Origin of the sequence: Nocardiopsis lambiniae (genome assembly GCF_031845465.1) — a bacterium.
Taxonomy (GTDB): Bacteria; Actinomycetota; Actinomycetes; order Streptosporangiales; family Streptosporangiaceae; genus Nocardiopsis; species Nocardiopsis lambiniae.
This window is the reverse complement of record NZ_JAVREP010000026.1, coordinates 57242-75041: the sequence shown is the minus strand read 5'-3', so window position 1 is coordinate 75041 and position 17800 is coordinate 57242. Positions and strand designations below refer to the sequence as shown.

Below are 17800 nucleotides of genomic sequence, written 5' to 3'. Positions count from 1 at the left end.
CGGTTCGGCGGTGGGCCCTTCGTCGTGCGCGGCCGGTCGCGCCGCCCGCCCCCGAGCAGGTCCTCGCCGGGCGGACCGCTGCCGTGGGGCCCGCGTCCCCTCCGGTGACGGAGGGGCGTTCCCGCCCGGATCAGGGCCGGATGGCGGTCAGCAGGCCCTCGCCGATCGGCAGCAGCAGTGGGATGAACCCCTCGTCCTCGCGGATGCCCTGGATGACCTCGCGGACCGCGGTCTCGGCCGGGTCCGGGGCGCGCAGCGGGCCGTCGGGTCCGCTCGGACCGGTCAGGACACCGTGCAGCACGACCATCCCGCCCGGCCGCAACAGGCGCAGCGCCTCGTCGAGGAACACCGGGTACGAACGCGGCTCGGCGTCGACGAACACCAGGTCGTAACCCCCGTCGGTGAGCCGGGGCAGCACCTCCGCCGCCGTGCCGCGGATCAGTCGCGCCCGCCCCGCGCCGAAGCCCGCGCGGGAGAACACCGCGCGGGCGTGGTCCAGGTGGACCGCGTCGGAGTCCATCGTGGTGAGGATCCCGTCGCGGGCCATGCCGCGCAGCAGCCACAACCCCGAGGCGCCGTAGCCGGTGCCGATCTCCACCACCGACCGGGCACCGATCGAGGCGGCCAGGAACCGCAGCGCCGCACCCGCCGCCGGGTCCACCGGCGGGGCCATGGAGCCCGTCGCCGCGTCGTAGGCGTCGGCGAGCGCGTCGTCCCGGAGGGCCTCCTGCTCGAATCGCACCTGTTCCGCGCGGACCCAGGTGAGCCGGGCCGCTGTCTCTTCCACACCGGTGATGACGGCCTCCCGCTGCCGTGGTCTGTCCTGACACTGGGCCGGAGCGCCCGACCGGCGGATCGTCACCCACCGTGGAAAGATGATCGCGATCGGGTCACCGGCCTGGGGAAAGCCTAACGCGATTCGGTGGCGACTCCGAGCGTGACGGCGGGAACTTAATCGGCGTCCGCCGGCGTTGAACCGGGAGGAACGTACGTTGATCGCCACGAAGCAGAACTCCCCCCGAGAGCCGTGCGGCGAATCGACGGGATGAAGGGAGAAGCGGTGTCGGAATCCGGCCCTGCCGCGGAATTCGAGGCATGGGAACCGCCGAGCTGGGACGAGGTCGTGCGCACCCATTCCCCCCGGGTGTACCGATTGGCCTATCGCCTGACCGGTAACAAACACGACGCCGAGGACCTCACCCAGGAGGTCTTCATCCGGGTGTTCCGCTCCCTGGCCAACTACACCCCCGGGACCTTCGAGGGTTGGCTGCACCGCATCACCACCAATCTCTTCCTCGACATGGCCCGGCGCAAGGCCCGCATCCGCTTCGAGGGCCTGGCCGAGAACGCCGACGAACGTCTGGAGGGCCGTGAGCCCTCCCCCGCCCAGCGCTACGACGATCGGCACTTCGACGCCGACGTCCAGTCCGCGCTGGACGCGCTGCCCGCCGAGTTCCGGGCCCCCGTCGTCCTGTGCGACATCGAGGGGCTCTCCTACGAGGAGATCGCCGCGACGCTCGGCGTCAAACTCGGCACCGTGCGCAGCCGCATCCACCGGGGTCGCGCCCAACTGCGCCGCGCCCTGGAACACCGACGGTCCCTGGCCGCCGCGGAGAACAACGGGGAGGCGGAGTGAACAGACAACACCTGGGAGAACGACTCTCCGCGCTCATCGACGGGGAACTGGGACCCGCCGAGCACGAGAGCGCCCTCATCCACCTGGCCAAATGTGAGAGCTGCCGGTTCGAGGCCGACATGATGCGCCGGCTCAAGCGCCGGCTGCACGGGCTGGGCGAACCCGAACCCGACCTGGACTTCATGGGCCGGCTGGTGGGTCTGTCCCGGGGCGACGGTCCCGGAGGCGGTGCCCCCCGGGGCCCTTCTGAGCCGCCGCCCGGAGGCGCGGGCTTCGGAGCCCGCCCGCCTCTGGGCTCCTCCCGCCCCCTCGGCGGCTTTCCCGGGGAGGGCCCGGCCGGGTCGCCGGTCCCGATGATGACCGAGGAGACCGTGGTCGCCCCGGAGCGGTCCGACCGCCGCCGCGGCGACCGGTTCTCCCACCTGCTCCCCACGCTCCCCGGCGGCCGGTACGCCGTCGCGGGGTTCGCGGTGGCCACGGTCCTGCTGGGCGGCGCCTTCGTCGCCGGCGGTGAGCCCGGCGACGCCCCCGTGGTGGAGCCGCGCCTGTCCGACTTCGCGGTGGAGCACGCGGTGACCAGCCGGGTCATCCCGGTCGTGGACACACCGGCCGACCCGGCGGTGGCCCCGCCCGGGTCCGGGCCGGACCTTCCGACACGGTGAGCGCGGAGGAACCCTCCGCGCACCCGTTCCCGACCGCCGTCGCGGCCTTGGCCCTCCTGTGCCTGTTGTTGACCGGGTCCGCGCACCCGGGCGCCGACGAGACGCCCGCGGTGGGGTCCGATGACGGCATGCCGGTGCTGCGCCGCTCGGCCGAGGCGACGGGGGCCGTGGCCTATACGGCCGTCCGGGAGATGACCGGGGAGTCGGGGCGGGGCACGGAGCCCACCCGACTGGTCAACCGTCCCGGGGACGGTGTCGCCCTCGTTCCGATGGGGGAGGGCGGACGCCCCTTCATCGTGCGCGACAGCCCGTTCAAGGAACTCGACGAACGACTGCTCTCCACCCTGGAGCGGGTCTACGCGGTCGGCGACGCCGGGATCACCGACCTGGACGGCCGGCCGACCCACACGGTGGAGGCGGCCCGGGCCAACGGCACCGTCGCCGGACGGTTCTGGGTGGACGTCGACACCGGGATCCTGGTGGGCGGCTCGGTGTACGAGGAGACCGGCCGGGCCGTGTTCGGGTTCCGGCTGACCGACCTCGAACCCGGCGACGACGGGCACTGGCCGGAGGAGGCCGTCACGGACTCCCCGTGGGGCGATGTCCTCAGTCCGACCGAGCGCGAGGAACTGCGCGAGGAGGGGTGGGAGCTGCCCGAGCACCTCACCTGGAACCTGAGCCTCGTCGACGCCCGGGGCACCGTCCACGCCGGTCACAAGGTCGTCCACGCGGTGTATTCGGATGGCATGTCCCAGGTGTCGGTCTTCTCCCAGCGTGGAAAGCTGGAGGAGGGGCACCCGTTCACGTTCCGGAACGGATCGGTCGGAACCGGAACGGGGGGAACGGGCGTCACACCACAACATGACACGATCTTCGACGGCGGTCGGCACCACGCCCTGTGGCAGGCGGACGGGTTCGTCTACACGGTGCTGGCCGATGCCCCCGCGGACCTCACCACCTCTGCGGTGACCGCGCTGCCGGGACCGGAGGACTCCGGCTTCTGGTCCAGGGTGCAGCGCGGCATGTCCCGGTTGGGGTTCCTGTAGATCCCCTTCGGGTGTCGACCGAAAGCCACAGCGATATACGGAGCAGGTCTTGACTGAGGAAAACGGCCGTTCGGAACAGGGGAGCGGACCCGGGTGGCCGGCTCCCCCGGGTGGCACGCCGCCCCCCGGCTTCGGCGCGCCCGATCCGACCTCCGGCCGGCCCCTCCCCGTTCACCGCCCCCACGCCTCGCCTCCCGGCAGTGGAGATTCCATGCACCCCGACCCCTCCTTCCCCGGCACCAACCCTCCGACCGGTCGACAGCCGTCCGCCGACCCCGGGGCCCCCACCGGCCACAGCGCTCCCGGCGGCCCTTTCGGCCCCCATGTCCCCACCGGCCACGGCAACCTCGGCGACCCCACCGTCCACGGCGGCTCCACGGGCCGGTCGGCCTCCGCCGGTCCCGGCGACCCCACGGGGCAGGCCGGGCGTGCGTCCGCCGGTGGGCTCGGCGGTCACGCGGCTCCCACCGGGCAGCAGAACACCTTCGGCTCCGGTGGTCCCGCAGGCCCCAACGACCCTGTCGGACACCCCGGACGGCCCGCCTACGCGGCCCCCACCGGTCGGCAGCCTCTCGGTGCTCCGGGGGACCCCGCGGCCCCGATGCCCCCCGCGGGGCCCGGCGATCCCGGCGTCGGTGGCTTCGGGGGAACCTCCGCCCACACCTCCGCGGGTGCCGCCCCCCGGCGGAACGAACGCGGGATCCCCGCGTGGATGGCGCTCACCGGCATGCTGGTCGTCGCCCTCATCGCGGGTGGGGCCGGCGGTCTGGCCGGTGGGCTCATCGCCGGTTCCAGCGCGCAGGAGGCGGTGCCCGAACCCCAGGGCCCGACCATGAACGAGCCACCGCCGGAGGCCCCCCAACGCGACCCCGACACCATCGCGGGCGTCGCGCAGCGGGTCAGCCCGAGCGTGGTGTCCATCCGCAGCGCCGACCGGCGCGTCCTGGGAGGCGGCTCCGGGTTCGTCATCGACGGGAACTACGTCGTCACCAACGACCACGTCTCCACCGAACTGGAGCAGGACGGCATCCTCGTCGAGTACAGCGACGGCAGCCTCTCGGAGGCCACCGTCGTCGGCGCCGATCCCAGCTCCGACCTCTCGGTGCTCACCCTGGCCGACCCCATCGACGTCGAGCCGTTGCAGTTCGGCGACTCCGAGCAGGTCATCGTGGGTGACGAGGTCATCGCGATCGGCGCCCCCCTGGGGTACTCGGGCACGGTGACCCAGGGCATCATCAGCGCCGTCAACCGGCCGGTGAGCTCCGGCGACGGGCCCGAGGCCAGTCGTTTCTACGCTCTCCAGACCGACGCCGCCATCAACCCCGGCAACTCGGGCGGCCCGCTCGTCGACACCCAGGGCAGGGTCATCGGCGTCAACTCGATGATCGTGACCATGGGGTACGCGGGAGAGACCGCGGGCAACATCGGCCTGGGCTTCGCCATCCCCTCCTTGGAGGTCGAGCGCGTGGTGCAGCGGCTCATCGAGAACGGCGAGGCCACCTACGCCGACATCGGCGCCGAGATCGACATCGACAGCCCGGTCGCGGGCGCGGTCATCGCGGAGGGTCCCGGCGCCGTCGAGCGCGGCGGCGCCGCCGAAGGGGCGGGTCTGCGTTCGGGGGACGTCATCATCGTCTTCGACGGTCGCCCGGTCAACTCGGGCCAGGAACTCCTGGCGATGCTCCGGGACCGTTCCCCCGGCGACGAGGTCGAGATCGACTACGAACGCGACGGCGAGCGCGAGACCACCACCATGACCCTCGACTCCACCGATTGACGAACGTGGGACGGCCCCCGAGCGCCGGAGCGCTCGGGGGCCGTCCCACGTCCTCCGTGAGGAACGGTGTCTAACGGCGGGCCGGGGAGATCCCCAGCTGCATCCCGGCCAGGCCGCGCGGGCGACCCACCAGGGACTCCGCGATCGACTCGATGACCTTCGAGGCCTCGGCGTCGGGGTCGGTCAGCACCAGGGGCTTGCCCTCGTCGGCCCCCTCGCGCAGGCGGGTGTCCAGCGGAATCCGCCCCAGCAGCGGGATGTCCGTGCCCAGGGTCCGCCCCAGGGCGTCGGCGACGGTCTGCCCGCCGCCCTCGCCGAAGAGGTGGATCTTCTCGTCGCCGTGCACGTAGTACGACATGTTCTCGATCACGCCCGCCACCCGCTGATGGGTCTGGGCGGTGATGGAGCCGGCGCGCTCGGCGACCTCGGCCGCGGCCTGCTGCGGGGTGGTCACCACCAGCAGCTCGGCGGTCGGCAGCAGCTGCGCCACCGAGATGGCGATGTCACCGGTGCCCGGGGGCAGGTCCATGAGCAGGACGTCCAGGTCGCCCCAGTACACGTCCGACAGGAACTGCTGGAGCGCGCGGTGCAGCATCGGCCCGCGCCACACCACGGGGGTGTTGCCCTGGGTGAACATGCCGACCGAGATGACCTTGATGTCGTGCGCGGTCGGCGGAAGGATCATGTCCTCGACCTTGGTCGGGAAGTCCGACGCGCCGAGCATGCGGGGCACCGAGTGCCCGTAGATGTCGGCGTCGACGACACCGACCTTGTGCCCCTGGGCGGCCAGGGCGGCGGCGAGGTTCACGGTGACCGACGACTTGCCGACACCGCCCTTGCCCGACGCGACGGCGAAGACCTTGGTGAGCGAGTTCGGCTTGGCGAAGGGGATCTCCTTCTCCGCCTGACCCCCGCGCAGCTTGGTCTGGAGTTCCTTGCGCTGTTCGTCGCTCATCACATCGAGTTCGACGCGCACGGACGTGACACCGGCGACCTTGGTCACCGCCTCGGTCACGTCCTTCTCGATACGGCCACGCATGGGGCAGCCGGCCACCGTCAGGTAGACACCGACGTGCACGGAACCGTCGTCGCCGATGTCGACGCTCTTGACCATTCCGAGGTCGGTGATGGGACGGCGGATCTCCGGGTCTTGCACCGTGGCCAGGGCCTTGTGCACCTGATCGGTGGTTGGTGTGGAGGACATGTGCCCAATCGTAGGTCAGCGGGACGGGGTACTCGGTCCGCGGTCCGGGACAACGGGCCTCTCATTCCAACGAGGTGTGCTCACCCCGCTATTCCATGCCGTGTCCGTGCGGTGCCCCCACGACGACCCGCGCGAATCCGCACGGTGATCGTCCGATAACGGCGCGGACTTAACGCAGGCGATACATGCCCGGATAGTAACCTCGGCGCACGATGGGAAATGTGCCGCCACCGCCGGGTTCGTCCTGGCCCGCCGCGCCGGAAGGCCCGGAGGGACAGGTGTCACGTTCCCATGCCCAGGAACAGACCTGGGCGGGCCCGCCGGGGGGAGGGCGGTTGACCCCGCCGGGAGGCCACCCGGCGGTGAACGCCGATCCCGGTGTGTGGGCATGGCCACCCCCGCGTCCGGTCCGGACCGACCTCTTCGCCCCCGCCGGGACGCCGAAGGGTGAGTCCTATCACAGGCTCGGCCGGACCTCGCGGTACGGCTGGTGGACCCCGCCGGCCACCCTGGCGGTGCTCGGGGTGCTGATGTTCTTCCTCTGGGTCGCGATGGCGCTCGCGGTCACCCTGGTCGCGGTGATCGGCGGCAGCGGACTGGCCCCGGAGTCCATGCGGGTCGGCGAGGTCGCACGACTCGCCTTCGGCCTGCTCTGGGGCGCCCTGTTCATCCCCATCGTCGTCTTCCTCGTCCGGGTGGTGCAGTGGCGCCGCACCGGATCGCTGATGTCGGTCGAGGGGCGTACCCGGTCGCACTGGCTGATGCGCTGCGTCATCCTGGCGATCGTCCCGGTGGGCCTGTGCACGGTGGCCTACGTCCTCCTGGCCGACCGGTTCGGACTCGCCCCGGTCTCCCCCGAGGCCACCGGCGACGGTCGGCTCCTGCTCGCCGCCATGGTCGTCATCGTGCTCCTGGTGCCGTTCCAGTCGGTCGCCGAGGAACTCACCCTGCGCGGGCTGGTCATGCAGTCGGTGGGCGCGCTCGGCGCCCGCGCCACCGAACCCGGGGGATCGGGCGCGGTCGCCCGCGTCCTGCGCTCGCCCTGGCCGGCCATCCTGGCCGGCGGGACCCTGTTCCCCGCGATCTACGCGGCCACCCACCCCGGCGAACCGTGGACCGTCGCAGCCCTGACCGTTCTGGGACTGGCCCTGTCCTGGTTGACCTGGCGCACCGGCGGCCTGGAGGCGGCGATCGGCCTGCACGTGGTCAGCGCGCTGACACAGTTCACCCTCTGCGTCCTCCAAGGGGGCATCGCCGCCATCGGCACCGGCGTCGTCGTCGGCGCGGGGCTGTCGCCGGGCGCCGGGACCCCGCTGGTCCTGGGACTCACGCTCCTCCAGACCGGGATGTACGTGCTCCTGGTCCGACGGGCGTCGCGCCGCGACGGCGTCCGCGCCGTCTCCGCGGCCTGACCGGGGATCAGACGGTCGTCGGATCCTCGTGCGGGGCGTCCTCCGCCCCCGGGCCCTCGGCCGTCGTCACCGCGGCGGGCGGTTCGGGGAACACCCAGGTCCGGTAGGAGAAGAACCGGAACAGCGTGCCCAGCCCCACGCCCACCACGTTGCCCGCGATGTTCTGCGCCACCGGGCCGTCCAGTCCCAGCACGTACACCGAGAACCACTGGCAGCCCAACTGGATGAGCAGACCCACCCCGTTCATCAGCAGGAACAGGAACGTCTCCCGCCCGAACCCGGTCCGCGCGCGGTCGGCGAACGTCCAGAACCGGTTGCCGACGAACGCCACGGCGATCGCCACCAGCGTGCCCAGTACCTGACCGGTCAACGGCCCCAGCCCCACCACGCCCCACAACAGGTTGGTCGCGGCGAGTTGCACCGCGTAGGCCACGGCGCCGACGGAACCGAACTTGCCCAACTGGGTGATCAGCTCGGCGAGCCGAGGGCGTCGGGTCAGGAACGTGCGCACGGATGCCTCCGGGTCGGGGATCACCTGCGCGAACGGGGTGGCCCGGGGCGGATCCACCGACACGCCCTAGACTCTGACCGGGGGTAGGAGCAACCCCGGCCGCGGGTTCCGAGCCGGTCCGGCCAGGCTTCGTCGCGCGCGGAGCCGTCCCGTCACCGCGGTTCGAGCAGATGAGTTGAGGAACTGTGAGCGAGCGTAACCGCACCGTCCCCCGAGTGGGAATGGTGGGAGGGGGACAACTCTCCCGCATGACCCACCAGGCCGCGATCGCCCTGGGTGTCGATTTCGGGGTTCTGGCCGCCGGTCCCACCGACAGCGCCGCCCTGGTCTGTGGGAACGTCACCCTGGGGGACGACCGGGGACTGGAGGACGTCCTGGCGTTCGCCAAGGCCAACGACGTGGTGACCTTCGATCACGAGCACGTCCCCGAGCCGGTGCTGCGCGCGGTGGAGGAGGCGGGCGGCCTGCTGCGCCCGGGCCGCGACCCGCTGCGCTTCGCCCAGGACAAGCTCCGCATGCGCACCCGCCTCACCGAACTGGGCGCTCCCGCCCCCCGCTGGCGCGCCGTCACCGCCCCGGAGCACGTCACCGCCTTCGCCGGGGAGACCGGGTGGCCGGTCGTCCTCAAGGCCGCCCGCGGCGGCTACGACGGCAAGGGCGTGTGGGTGGTGGACGACGCCGCCGAGGCCGCCGCGGTGGTCGGGCGCGCCGCCGCCGAGGACGTTCCGCTGCTGGTGGAGGAGAAGGTCGCCTTCGAGCGCGAACTCGCCGTCCAGGTGGCCCGGTCCCCGCACGGCCAGGTCGCCGTCTACCCGGTCGTCGAGACGGTGCAGCGCGGCGGGATCTGCCACGAGGTCATCGCTCCGGCCCCCGGCCTGTCGGAGGAGAAGGCGACCCGCGCCCAGCAGTTGGCCATCGAGATCGCGCACGCCCTGGACGTCACCGGCATGCTGGCGGTGGAGCTGTTCGAGACCGCCGAAGGGGTGGTCGTGAACGAGTTGGCGATGCGTCCCCACAACTCCGGCCACTGGACCATCGAGGGCGCCCGCACCTCCCAGTTCGAGCAGCACCTGCGGGCCGTGCTGGATCTGCCCCTGGGGTCGCCCCGCACCAACGCCCCCTACACCGTCATGGCCAACCTGCTGGGCGGGGAGGACCCCGAGGTCTACCGCCGCTATCTGCACGTGATGGCGGTCGACCCCGAGATCAAGGTCCACTTCTACGGCAAGGACGTGCGTCCGGGCCGCAAGATCGGGCATGTCACCGTGACGGGCGACGACCATCGGGACCTGCTGGCGCGGGCCCGCGACGCCGCCGACTACCTCCGAGGAGACGACCAGTGAGCAAGGACCCCGTGGTGGGCATCGTGATGGGCTCGGACTCCGATTGGCCGGTGATGCGAGAGGCGGCCGAGGCCCTGCGCGAGTTCGACGTTCCGTTCGAGGCGGATGTGGTGTCGGCGCACCGCATGCCGCACGAGATGATCTCCTACGGCGCCGAGGCCGCCGACCGAGGGCTGAAGGCGATCATCGCCGGCGCGGGCGGCGCCGCCCACCTGCCGGGCATGCTGGCCTCGGTGACGACGCTGCCGGTCATCGGGGTCCCGGTTCCGCTCAAGTACCTGGACGGGATGGACTCGCTGCTGTCCATCGTGCAGATGCCCGCCGGGGTGCCGGTGGCCACCGTGGCCGTGGGCGCGGCCCGCAACGCGGGCCTGCTGGCGGTGCGGATGCTGGCGGCGCACGACGCCGGTCTGGCCGCGAAGATGGCGGAGTTCCAGGTGGAGCTGCGCGAACAGGCGCACGCCAAGGGCGAGCGGCTGCGCCGTGAGGTCGCCGAGGGCTCCCGCCCCACCGGGTTCGGCCTGTAGGACCGTGTCCCGGTGCCCCCGACGTCGAGGCGTCGGGGGCACCGGCGTGTCCGGGGGTTCGGGGTGAGGGCGCGTCGTCCGCCCCGGGGTCGCCGGGGGCGGACCGGACTCAGGAGAGCGCGTAACCCGGGAAGGCGACGCACTCCTCCGTCGGGCGCGCCTCCAGGTGACCCAGTTCCAGCAGCTCGTTGACCCGCGCGTACTCACCGTCCACCGGTTCGGACAGGCCCTCGGCCGGGACCAACACCTGCTCGCCTCCTCCCGGCTGTTCGAAGTGCGGGGCGATCGGGCCGGTCAAAGCCGTGAACGCGGTCGTCACCTCGTAGCAGGAGTAGTTGTGCTCGGGCCCGTCCGGCCAGGTGTTCAACGAGTCCGGCGGCAACGCCCGTTCTGCGTACCGGGCCCCGGCGGGCGCCAGGAAGGTGCCCCACGGCGATCCGAACCGGTCCAGCATCCACCCCTCCGGCAGGGTCATGACCTCGGTGACCGGCTCACCGTCCACCACCTCGAACCCCATGTGGTCGGGGTACTCCCAGCCGTCGGGTCCCCACCAGCGGTCCAGGAACGCCTCAGGGGTCAGGTCGCCGAGGCGTTCGTACCCGTCGAGCAGCCCTCCGACCGGACCGTCGTCGGGGAGTTCGGCCGGCCCCAACCGGCGGTCGCCGCACAGGTACCGCTCCAGGTCCTCGGCGGTGGGCGGCGGGGTGAGCACCGGGCAGCCCGCCGGTACCTCGGAGGGGACGGGCGGGGGAGCGGCGTGGGCGGGGGCGGCCACCGCCAACAGGGTCAGGGCGACCCCGACCACGAGGGAGGACTTCACCGAGCGGACTCCGTTCGTTCTCGACGCACGATCCAATGGCCATGCGCGACTGAATGACTACGGAGTGAAGTCAAGCATGTCGTGCGCCCCCGTGTGGGCGACGCGCTCGATCCGAGACCCCGAGGGGTGGGGCACGGACGACGCCCTTGCTCCGCGTGACACGGGTGGTGCGCCCGTGACCCTTCACCGGGGCGACCGGCCCGGGGTCGTCCCCGTGCGCGATGGTCGGACGTTCCGCTCGCCGCCCCCGTGCCCACCGGTGCCCCGTCCATCGCCACGTGGTCCCGGGCCGCCGGTCGGCCCCCGTCGTGGAAGCCGGCCCCGGACACGTGCTGTTCGGAGCGCCGCCACATCTCCGGGAACGCCGACGGCCGGGACCCCGTGAGGGATCCCGGCCGTCGGTACGGCGGAGGGCTACTGGCGGCCCAGCGCCCGGTAGGTCCAGCCCGAGGCCCGCCAGAAGATCGGGTCCAGGGCGTTGCGCCCGTCCACGATCCGTTTGCGCGCCACCAGTTCGCCCAGCTCGTCGGGGTCGGCCTCGCGGAACTCCGCCCACTCGGTGAGCAGCAGGACCACGTCGGCGTCGGTGACCGCGTCCCGCATCGACTCGGCGTAGTTCAGCTCCGGGTGCGCCTCCCTGGCCCGCTCCAGCGCGGCCGGGTCGTACACGGTCACCTGGGCGCCCAACGAGGCGATCGTGGCGGCCACGTCCAACGCGGGCGAGTCGCGGATGTCGTCGGAGTTGGGCTTGAACGCGGCGCCCAGCACCGCCACCCGGCTGCCGGCGAACCCGCCGCCGATGAGCTGGCGGGCGATGTCGATGGTGCGCGCCCGGCGGCGCTGGTTGATGGCGTCGACCTCGCGCAGGAACGACAGGGCCGGTTCCACGCCCAGTTCGTCGGCACGGGCCATGAAGGCGCGGATGTCCTTGGGCAGGCAGCCGCCTCCGAAGCCCAGGCCGGGCCCCAGGAACTTGCCGCCGATGCGGTCGTCGTAGGACAGCGCCTGCGCCAACTGGATGACGTCGGCACCGGCCACCTCCGACACCTCCGCCATGGCGTTGATGAAGGAGATCTTGGTCGCGAGGAAGGCGTTGGCCGCCACCTTGACCAACTCGGCGGTCTGGAGGTCGGTCAGCAGGAAGGGGACGCCCTCGTCGATCTGCCGCTGCCACAGCGAGCGCACGGCCTTCTCGACCCGGGGGGAGTCGGTGCCCAGGACGATCCGGTCGGGGCGCAGGGTGTCCTTCACCCCGAAGCCCTCGCGCAGGAACTCCGGGCTCCACCCCAGTTCGGCCTCCTCGCCGACCGGCGCCAGGGCGGCCAGCCGGGCGGCCAGGGTCGCGGCCGTGCCCACCGGCACGGTCGAGCGGCCCACCACCACGGAGGGGCGCTTCAGATGCGGGGCCAACCGGTCGACGGCGGAGTTGACATAGCTCAGGTCGGCGGCGCCGGACTCGTCCTTCTGCGGTGTGCCCACGCAGATCAGGTGCAGGTCGGCGAACTCGGCCACCTCGGCGAAGGAGGTCGTGAAACGCAGCAGGCCGGCCTTCAGACCGGAGGCGACCAGTGCTTCGAGGCCGGGTTCGAAGAAGGGCACCCGACCGGAGCGGAGCATGTCGATCTTGGCCTCGTCGACGTCGAGGCCGATGACCTCGAACCCCATCTCGGCCAGGCAGGCCGCCGTGGTGGCGCCCAGGTAACCCGTACCGATGACGGAGACGCGCATACGGTCCGCTTCGATCACTGGTTGAGTCCTTCCTCGCTTTCGTCCGCGCCCATATCCCATGGTTGTTCCCGCTCACGGCGGTGGACACCCGGATGAGGGCGGAAAGACGGACATGTTCGGTGCCGGGGGGAGTCCCGCACGCGGAGCATCACCCTACGCTCCGAGACGTGGCGCACGACCGAACAGGGCATGAACACATCAGGCGCTCAGGTTACCGGTGCGCACGCCGTAATGGACACAAGCCCTGAGAGCGCCTCAATCCCGGCGTGCGGACTCGTCGTCCAGAGGGGTCCACACGGCTCCGGTCTCCCCCCTGCGGAACGGGGTGGTTGTCTTGTCCGGGTCGTCCTCAGCCCCCCACACCGCTGTCGGGGCGGGGGTGACGATCGACGGAGTCGCCTCGGGGACCTCGGGCACGGTGTCCCCCACCCGCCCGTCCCACGGCTTCTCCACGGGCTCCCCGCCTCGGAACCCCTCACGGCTCGCCGAGGCGACCACCCTGGCGCCCCCGGGGCCCGGGAGCGGTTCGCGCCACCGCCCCGGCATGCCCGCCGAGAACAGCAGGAGCGCGCCGACCGGCAGCGCCACGGTGACACCGGGCCCGCCCGGGTACACGAAACTCTCCGGATTGAGCCAGGACATGGCGGTCCCCAACGACGCCGGGTGGACCGCCGGCCACAGCGCCAGCGCGGCCAGCAGCAGGCCGGCCGCGCCCGCGGTGAGCGGGGAGAGCCGGGCCGCCGCCAGGTAGGCGCCGACGAAGCCCAGCAGGATCAGCAGGACCGCCGCCGCGACGGTCGCGAACGTCACCTCACCGTCGAGGAGGTCGGGCATCCCGCCGGCGGCCCAGGACACGGCGATCCACAACGGGGGGACCAGGACGATGCCGACCAGGAGGCCGAGCAGGTGGCGGAGCACGGGAACGCCTTTCTTCGCGGGGTCACCCGCAGATGTTGTCCCGGGCGGTCGAGGTGGTCAGCGGGGCGTCCCCGGCCGAGGGCGCCTCCTCCGGCTCGGGGGCCTCGACCTCCGGGGCCTGGAACGTCGTGTAGTCGAATCCGATCACGACCTGGAGTTCACCGTCCAGGGTGGTGTCCTCCACCGCCTCGGAGTTCGGGATCAGCCCGGCGAGGTACCCGGCGGCTGCGGCGTCGTCGGCCCCGTGCCGCACCTGGGTGGAGGACACGTCGCGGCTGCTCCAGTCGGACGCCGGGTCGGGCACCCGGAAACCGGAGCCGGTCAGCGCCGTGTCCAGGGTGGCGCCCAGACCGGGGGTGCCGGTGCCGTTGAAGACCCGCACCCGGATGTCCTCGGGGCGCGGTTCCCCCTCCTTCTCCTCCTCGGAGGCCGTGTCGGACGGGTCGGTGATCGGCCTGTCGGCGTTGATGTCGGCGAACAGCTCCCGGGCGGCGGGTTCGTCCCACAGCAGGGCGACGTCGCCGCGCGGGGTCCAGAAGTCCATGTCGGCGATGGGCACCTGGGTGAAGGTCACCTCGGTCAGGTCCACATCGCGCATCTGGTAGGCGAGCTGGTTGATGGTCGCGGTGTCCAGACCCTCGTCGACGGTCACCGACGACAGGGCGCTCTCCAGGAACGCGGTCAGCTTGGCCGGGTCGGCCAGGGTCTCGCTGCTGAGCGCCTGGTCCAGCATCGCCGACAGCACCTGCTGCTGACGGTCGATCCGGTCCAGGTCGCCGCGCGGGGTGGCCCGGGTGCGCGCGAAGGCCAGGGCCTCGGCGCCGTCCACCCGGTGGGTGCCGGCCGCCATGTCCAGCTTCGCCTTGGGGTCCCGGATCGCCTCGGGCAGGCACACGTCGATGCCGCCCAGGGCGTCGACCACGTCGACGAAGCCGGAGAAGTCGACCTCCACGTAGTGGTCGATCCGCACGTCGGTGACCGATTCCACGGTGCGCACGGCCAACTGCGGGCCGCCGTAGGCGTAGGCGGCGTTGATCTTGTCGTCGCCTTCGCCGGGGATCTCCACCCACAGGTCACGGGGGAGGCCGACGACGGTGACCCGGTCGCGTTCGTGGTTGACCCGGACCAGCATCATCGTGTCGGAGCGTCGTCCGGGGGTGGAGCCCACGCTCAGCGCGGTGCGGTCCTCCTCCGTGATGCTCTCGCGGCTGTCGGAGCCGATCACCAGGAACGTCAGCCCGCCGGTCTCCTCGGGGCGGTCGCCGTCGGCGAGATCGCCGAACACGTCGAACCGGTTGAGGGTGCCCGACATCCAGCCGGTGATCGCCCACGAGGTGCCCGAGGCGAGCAGGACCAGGACGGACAGGCAGGCCATCAGGATCAGACCGGAGCGGCGTCGGCGAACGGTGCGCGAGGGCACGGTGATCCGTCCCGACCTCGGAGAACGTCGTCCGTCGGGCGGGACCGGCTGGGAGCGTTCGCGGTGGAACCCCCCGTGCGGACCGTCCGGTCGATTCCGTCCCCCGTTGTCGTCGTTCATCGGCGTCCCCGTCCCACCCCGGTCAACGGTGTCCTTATCTCTAAGGTTGTCACCCGATCCCCCGCCCGGTGTGAGATGTCGATCCTCGGCGTGTTGTTCTCGGCTTGGGCCCTCCCCTGAGGGATCGGGGAGAAAAGCCGATGAGGTCACGGCAGGGGCTTACGCGCTGGACGTGGTAATTTCACATCCTCTTTCCGGTTCCTCGCGTCGTACACACGACGTCGGGACCCCCCGCCACCGGATCTCTTCCCGCGCCCGGACGTCTTCATGTCCGGTGCCCGCATGATCTCTGGAGACCCTTATGACGCATCCCCCTGCCTCGGCGCCGTCCCCCAAGAACTGGCTCACCACCGTTCTGCTGTCCTTCTTCCTCGGCGGCTTCGGCGTCCACCGCTTCTACGTGGGCAAGACCGGCACGGGCATCCTGATGCTCATCACCTGCGGCGGTGTGGGCGTGTGGGCCCTCATCGACTTCATCATGGTGCTCGTCGGCGCCTTCAAGGACTCCGACGGCCTCGTGGTGAGCCGACAGGCCTGACGCCCGGTCGGTGCCGCCTCGTCGGGGCGGCACCGCGACTTCACGGCGTGCAGTACCGTGGACGCGCGTGAAGCGCAATCCAGCTCATTGATCTTGGGAAGTGCCCGTGTCCTGGCCGCCGGTCTCCGTCGTCATGCCCGTCCTCAACGAAGAGCGCCACCTCGCCGCGGCGGTGGAGCACGTCCTCGCCCAGGAGTACCCGGGTGAGCTGGAGGTCGTACTCGGCGTGGGTCCCTCCACGGACCGCACCCGCGAGGTCGCCGACGGCCTGGCCGCCGCCGACCCCCGTGTGAAGGTCGTGGACAACCCGACCGGCAAGACCCCCTCCGGCCTCAACGCGGCCATCGGCGCCTCCTCCCACGACATCGTCGCCCGCATCGACGGACACGCGATGATGCCCTCCGACTACCTGCGCGTGGCCGTGGAGACCCTCCAGGAGACCGGCGCCGACAACGTGGGCGGCATCATGGCCGCCGAGGGCACCACCCCCTGGGAGCGGGCCGTCGCCGCCGCCATGACCTCCAAGATCGGGGTGGGCAACGCCCGCTTCCACACCGGCGGAGAGGGCGGCCCCGCCGACACCGTTTACCTGGGCGTCTTCCGGCGTTCGGCACTGGAACGGGTGGGCGGCTACGACGAGGCGTTCCTGCGCGCCCAGGACTGGGAGATGAACCACCGCATCCGCCGGAGCGGCGGTGTCGTGTGGTTCCAGCCGCGCATGCGCGTCTCCTACCGGCCCCGGCGCAACGTCCGGCTGCTCGCCAAGCAGTACTTCCACTACGGTCGCTGGCGGCACGTGGTCGCCCGCCAGCACAAGGGCACCATCAACCTGCGCTACCTGGCCCCGCCGATCGCCCTGACGGGCGTGGTCCTGGGTCTGGTCGGCGGGTTCCTGTGGTGGCCGCTGTGGCTGGTGCCCGCCGCCTACCTGGCGCTCGTGACGGCCGCGTCGCTCCCGTTGGGCCGCGGCCTGCCCGCCGCCGCGCTGCCGCTCATCCCCGTCGCCCTCGCCACCATGCACATGTCGTGGGGCGCCGGCTTCATCACCAGCCCGCCCGGGCTCGGCGCCGACTCGCGCACCGCGCGGTCCGCCCAGAGTTCCGAAACGGCCTGAATCCCCATCCCCTCAGCGGATCCGGCATGATGTCCCCATGGACGGGTTGCGTGGAGATCAGGCCTCCTGGGACTTCGACGGCGAGACGATCGAGATCGTCTACAAGAAGGGCTGGACGCACAGTCCCCTCCTCCAAGAGCTCGGCCGGCTGAGCGTGCCGGTCGGCGCGATCGCGTCCGTCGAGTTCACGCCGGGCGGCGGTCGCAGGAAGGGGTGGCTGCTCCGGCTCGTCATACGCGATCGCATGGACCCCTACGCGGCCGTCGGCGCCATGCTCGACGAACGCGTTCAGCCCTTCCGCCTCACCGGTCCGGCCAAGACCGAACTGATCGCCGAGTACCTGGCCGACCAGATCCGGTTCGCCGCCGAACAGCGCGAGGACGCCCCCGAGGCGGAGACGGTGACCCGGCTCGTCCCCCCGACCCCCCTGCACATCAAGACCTGCGAGGGCACCGCCACCCTGGACGGATCCACCCTGCGCCTGGTCTGGTCCGGCGATCACGCGAGCGCGGCCAAGCGCCGCGCGGGACGCCGCGAGTACGACCTGTCCGAGATCACCGGCGTCGACTGGGGAGCCCCCGACGGCTGGGGCTGGGGTTTCCTGCGCGTGGTCACCGTCGGCGGGGGCGGCGGTGACGCCCGGCCCAAGCAGGACCTCGGCATCCTGCGCGCGGCCGAGGACGGTGGAGAGGTCTTCAAGGTCTTCCTCATGGCCGCCACCGTCACCGCGCACGTGTGGGCCCGGGGCGGCCCCCCGCCCGAGGACGAGGCCGCCGGCCGGTGGCGGACCCTCGCCCGTACCACGGTGCGGGCCCTGACCGACTCCCTCGCTCCCGGACGGGACACGACGGAGGAGACGGGGGAGGAGCGGCCCCGGGATCCCGAGGCCATCGCGGCCGGTCCCGACCTGGAATGGGTCTTCGCCCAGATCGAACGCCTGGGGGAGCTGCACGCCAAGGGCCTGCTCACGGACGAGGAGTTCAGCGCGAAGAAGGCCGAGCTCCTCGCCCGGATCTGACGCCGC

General features: G+C 72.0%; 17 protein-coding genes. 10 read left to right on the top strand and 7 right to left on the bottom strand.

Going from position 1 to position 17800, the window contains the following annotated elements; all coding sequences use genetic code 11:
• Positions 1-130 precede the first annotated feature (130 nt).
• A complete protein-coding gene (locus RM479_RS25200) occupies positions 131-673 on the bottom strand; it encodes an O-methyltransferase (RefSeq protein ID WP_311514185.1) in 543 nt (180 codons plus the stop codon).
• Positions 674-1045: 372 nt separating this feature from the next.
• Between RM479_RS25200 and sigE the strand changes: the two genes are divergently transcribed.
• The 4 genes from sigE to RM479_RS25180 all read left to right on the top strand — a co-directional run bounded on the left by sigE (position 1046) and on the right by RM479_RS25180 (position 5121).
• Positions 1046-1636, top strand: a complete 591-nt coding sequence (sigE, locus tag RM479_RS25195) for an RNA polymerase sigma factor SigE (protein ID WP_274808736.1) — start codon at positions 1046-1048, stop codon at positions 1634-1636.
• Positions 1633-2298 (top strand): anti-sigma factor family protein, encoded by a 666-nt coding sequence (locus tag RM479_RS25190; RefSeq protein ID WP_311514178.1) that lies wholly within the window; start codon positions 1633-1635, stop codon positions 2296-2298. The genes sigE and RM479_RS25190 overlap by 4 nt, the downstream gene beginning before the upstream one ends.
• Positions 2295-3344, top strand: a complete 1050-nt coding sequence (locus tag RM479_RS25185) for a transcriptional regulator (protein WP_311514177.1) — start codon at positions 2295-2297, stop codon at positions 3342-3344. Before RM479_RS25190 ends, RM479_RS25185 begins: the two co-directional genes overlap by 4 nt.
• A 211-nt stretch (positions 3345-3555) precedes the next feature.
• Entirely contained in the window at positions 3556-5121 is a 1566-nt protein-coding gene (locus RM479_RS25180) for a trypsin-like peptidase domain-containing protein (RefSeq protein WP_311514176.1), read from the top strand.
• Between the two features lie 70 nt (positions 5122-5191).
• On the opposite strand, the gene RM479_RS25175 is transcribed toward RM479_RS25180, so the two are convergent.
• Entirely contained in the window at positions 5192-6325 is a 1134-nt protein-coding gene (locus RM479_RS25175; protein WP_311514175.1) for an Mrp/NBP35 family ATP-binding protein, read from the bottom strand.
• 335 nt (positions 6326-6660) lie between these two features.
• On the opposite strand from RM479_RS25175, the gene RM479_RS25170 reads away from it, so the two are divergent.
• The gene (locus tag RM479_RS25170; RefSeq protein ID WP_311514174.1) at positions 6661-7737 is read left to right on the top strand and encodes a CPBP family intramembrane glutamic endopeptidase; all 1077 of its coding nucleotides are present in this window, start codon (positions 6661-6663) and stop codon (positions 7735-7737) included.
• A gap of 7 nt (positions 7738-7744) precedes the next feature.
• Here the strand turns inward: RM479_RS25170 and RM479_RS25165 are convergent, their stop codons facing one another.
• Positions 7745-8248, bottom strand: a complete 504-nt coding sequence (locus tag RM479_RS25165) for a GtrA family protein (protein ID WP_311514184.1) — start codon at positions 8246-8248, stop codon at positions 7745-7747.
• A 185-nt stretch (positions 8249-8433) separates the two neighbouring features.
• Between RM479_RS25165 and RM479_RS25160 the strand changes: the two genes are divergently transcribed.
• Both RM479_RS25160 and purE read left to right on the top strand, forming a co-directional pair.
• Positions 8434-9591 (top strand): 5-(carboxyamino)imidazole ribonucleotide synthase, encoded by a 1158-nt coding sequence (locus tag RM479_RS25160; protein ID WP_311514173.1) that lies wholly within the window; start codon positions 8434-8436, stop codon positions 9589-9591.
• Positions 9592-9617: 26 nt separating this feature from the next.
• On the top strand, positions 9618-10118 hold the full coding sequence (gene purE / locus RM479_RS25155; RefSeq protein WP_311514183.1) for a 5-(carboxyamino)imidazole ribonucleotide mutase: 501 nt from the start codon (positions 9618-9620) through the stop codon (positions 10116-10118).
• Between the two features lie 109 nt (positions 10119-10227).
• Here purE and RM479_RS25150 read toward each other — a convergent pair whose 3' ends face one another.
• From RM479_RS25150 to RM479_RS25135, 4 genes are all read right to left on the bottom strand, one after another.
• A complete protein-coding gene (locus RM479_RS25150) occupies positions 10228-10938 on the bottom strand; it encodes a TNT domain-containing protein (RefSeq protein ID WP_311514172.1) in 711 nt (236 codons plus the stop codon).
• 414 nt (positions 10939-11352) lie between these two features.
• A complete protein-coding gene (locus RM479_RS25145; RefSeq protein ID WP_311514171.1) occupies positions 11353-12684 on the bottom strand; it encodes a UDP-glucose dehydrogenase family protein in 1332 nt (443 codons plus the stop codon).
• Positions 12685-12921: 237 nt separating this feature from the next.
• The gene (locus tag RM479_RS25140) at positions 12922-13584 is read right to left on the bottom strand and encodes a YIP1 family protein (RefSeq protein WP_311514170.1); all 663 of its coding nucleotides are present in this window, start codon (positions 13582-13584) and stop codon (positions 12922-12924) included.
• A 22-nt stretch (positions 13585-13606) separates the two neighbouring features.
• Complete coding sequence (locus RM479_RS25135) at positions 13607-15124, bottom strand: LCP family protein (protein WP_311514169.1); 1518 nt, start codon at positions 15122-15124, stop codon at positions 13607-13609.
• A gap of 301 nt (positions 15125-15425) precedes the next feature.
• Between RM479_RS25135 and RM479_RS25130 the strand changes: the two genes are divergently transcribed.
• The 3 genes from RM479_RS25130 (at position 15426) to RM479_RS25120 (ending at position 17794) form a co-directional block, all read left to right on the top strand.
• A complete protein-coding gene (locus RM479_RS25130) occupies positions 15426-15662 on the top strand; it encodes a TM2 domain-containing protein (protein ID WP_274808725.1) in 237 nt (78 codons plus the stop codon).
• Between the two features lie 106 nt (positions 15663-15768).
• The gene (locus RM479_RS25125) at positions 15769-16776 is read left to right on the top strand and encodes a glycosyltransferase family 2 protein (protein WP_311514168.1); all 1008 of its coding nucleotides are present in this window, start codon (positions 15769-15771) and stop codon (positions 16774-16776) included.
• A gap of 37 nt (positions 16777-16813) precedes the next feature.
• A complete protein-coding gene (locus RM479_RS25120; RefSeq protein ID WP_311514167.1) occupies positions 16814-17794 on the top strand; it encodes a DUF4429 domain-containing protein in 981 nt (326 codons plus the stop codon).
• The last annotated feature ends 6 nt before the right edge of the window (positions 17795-17800 follow it).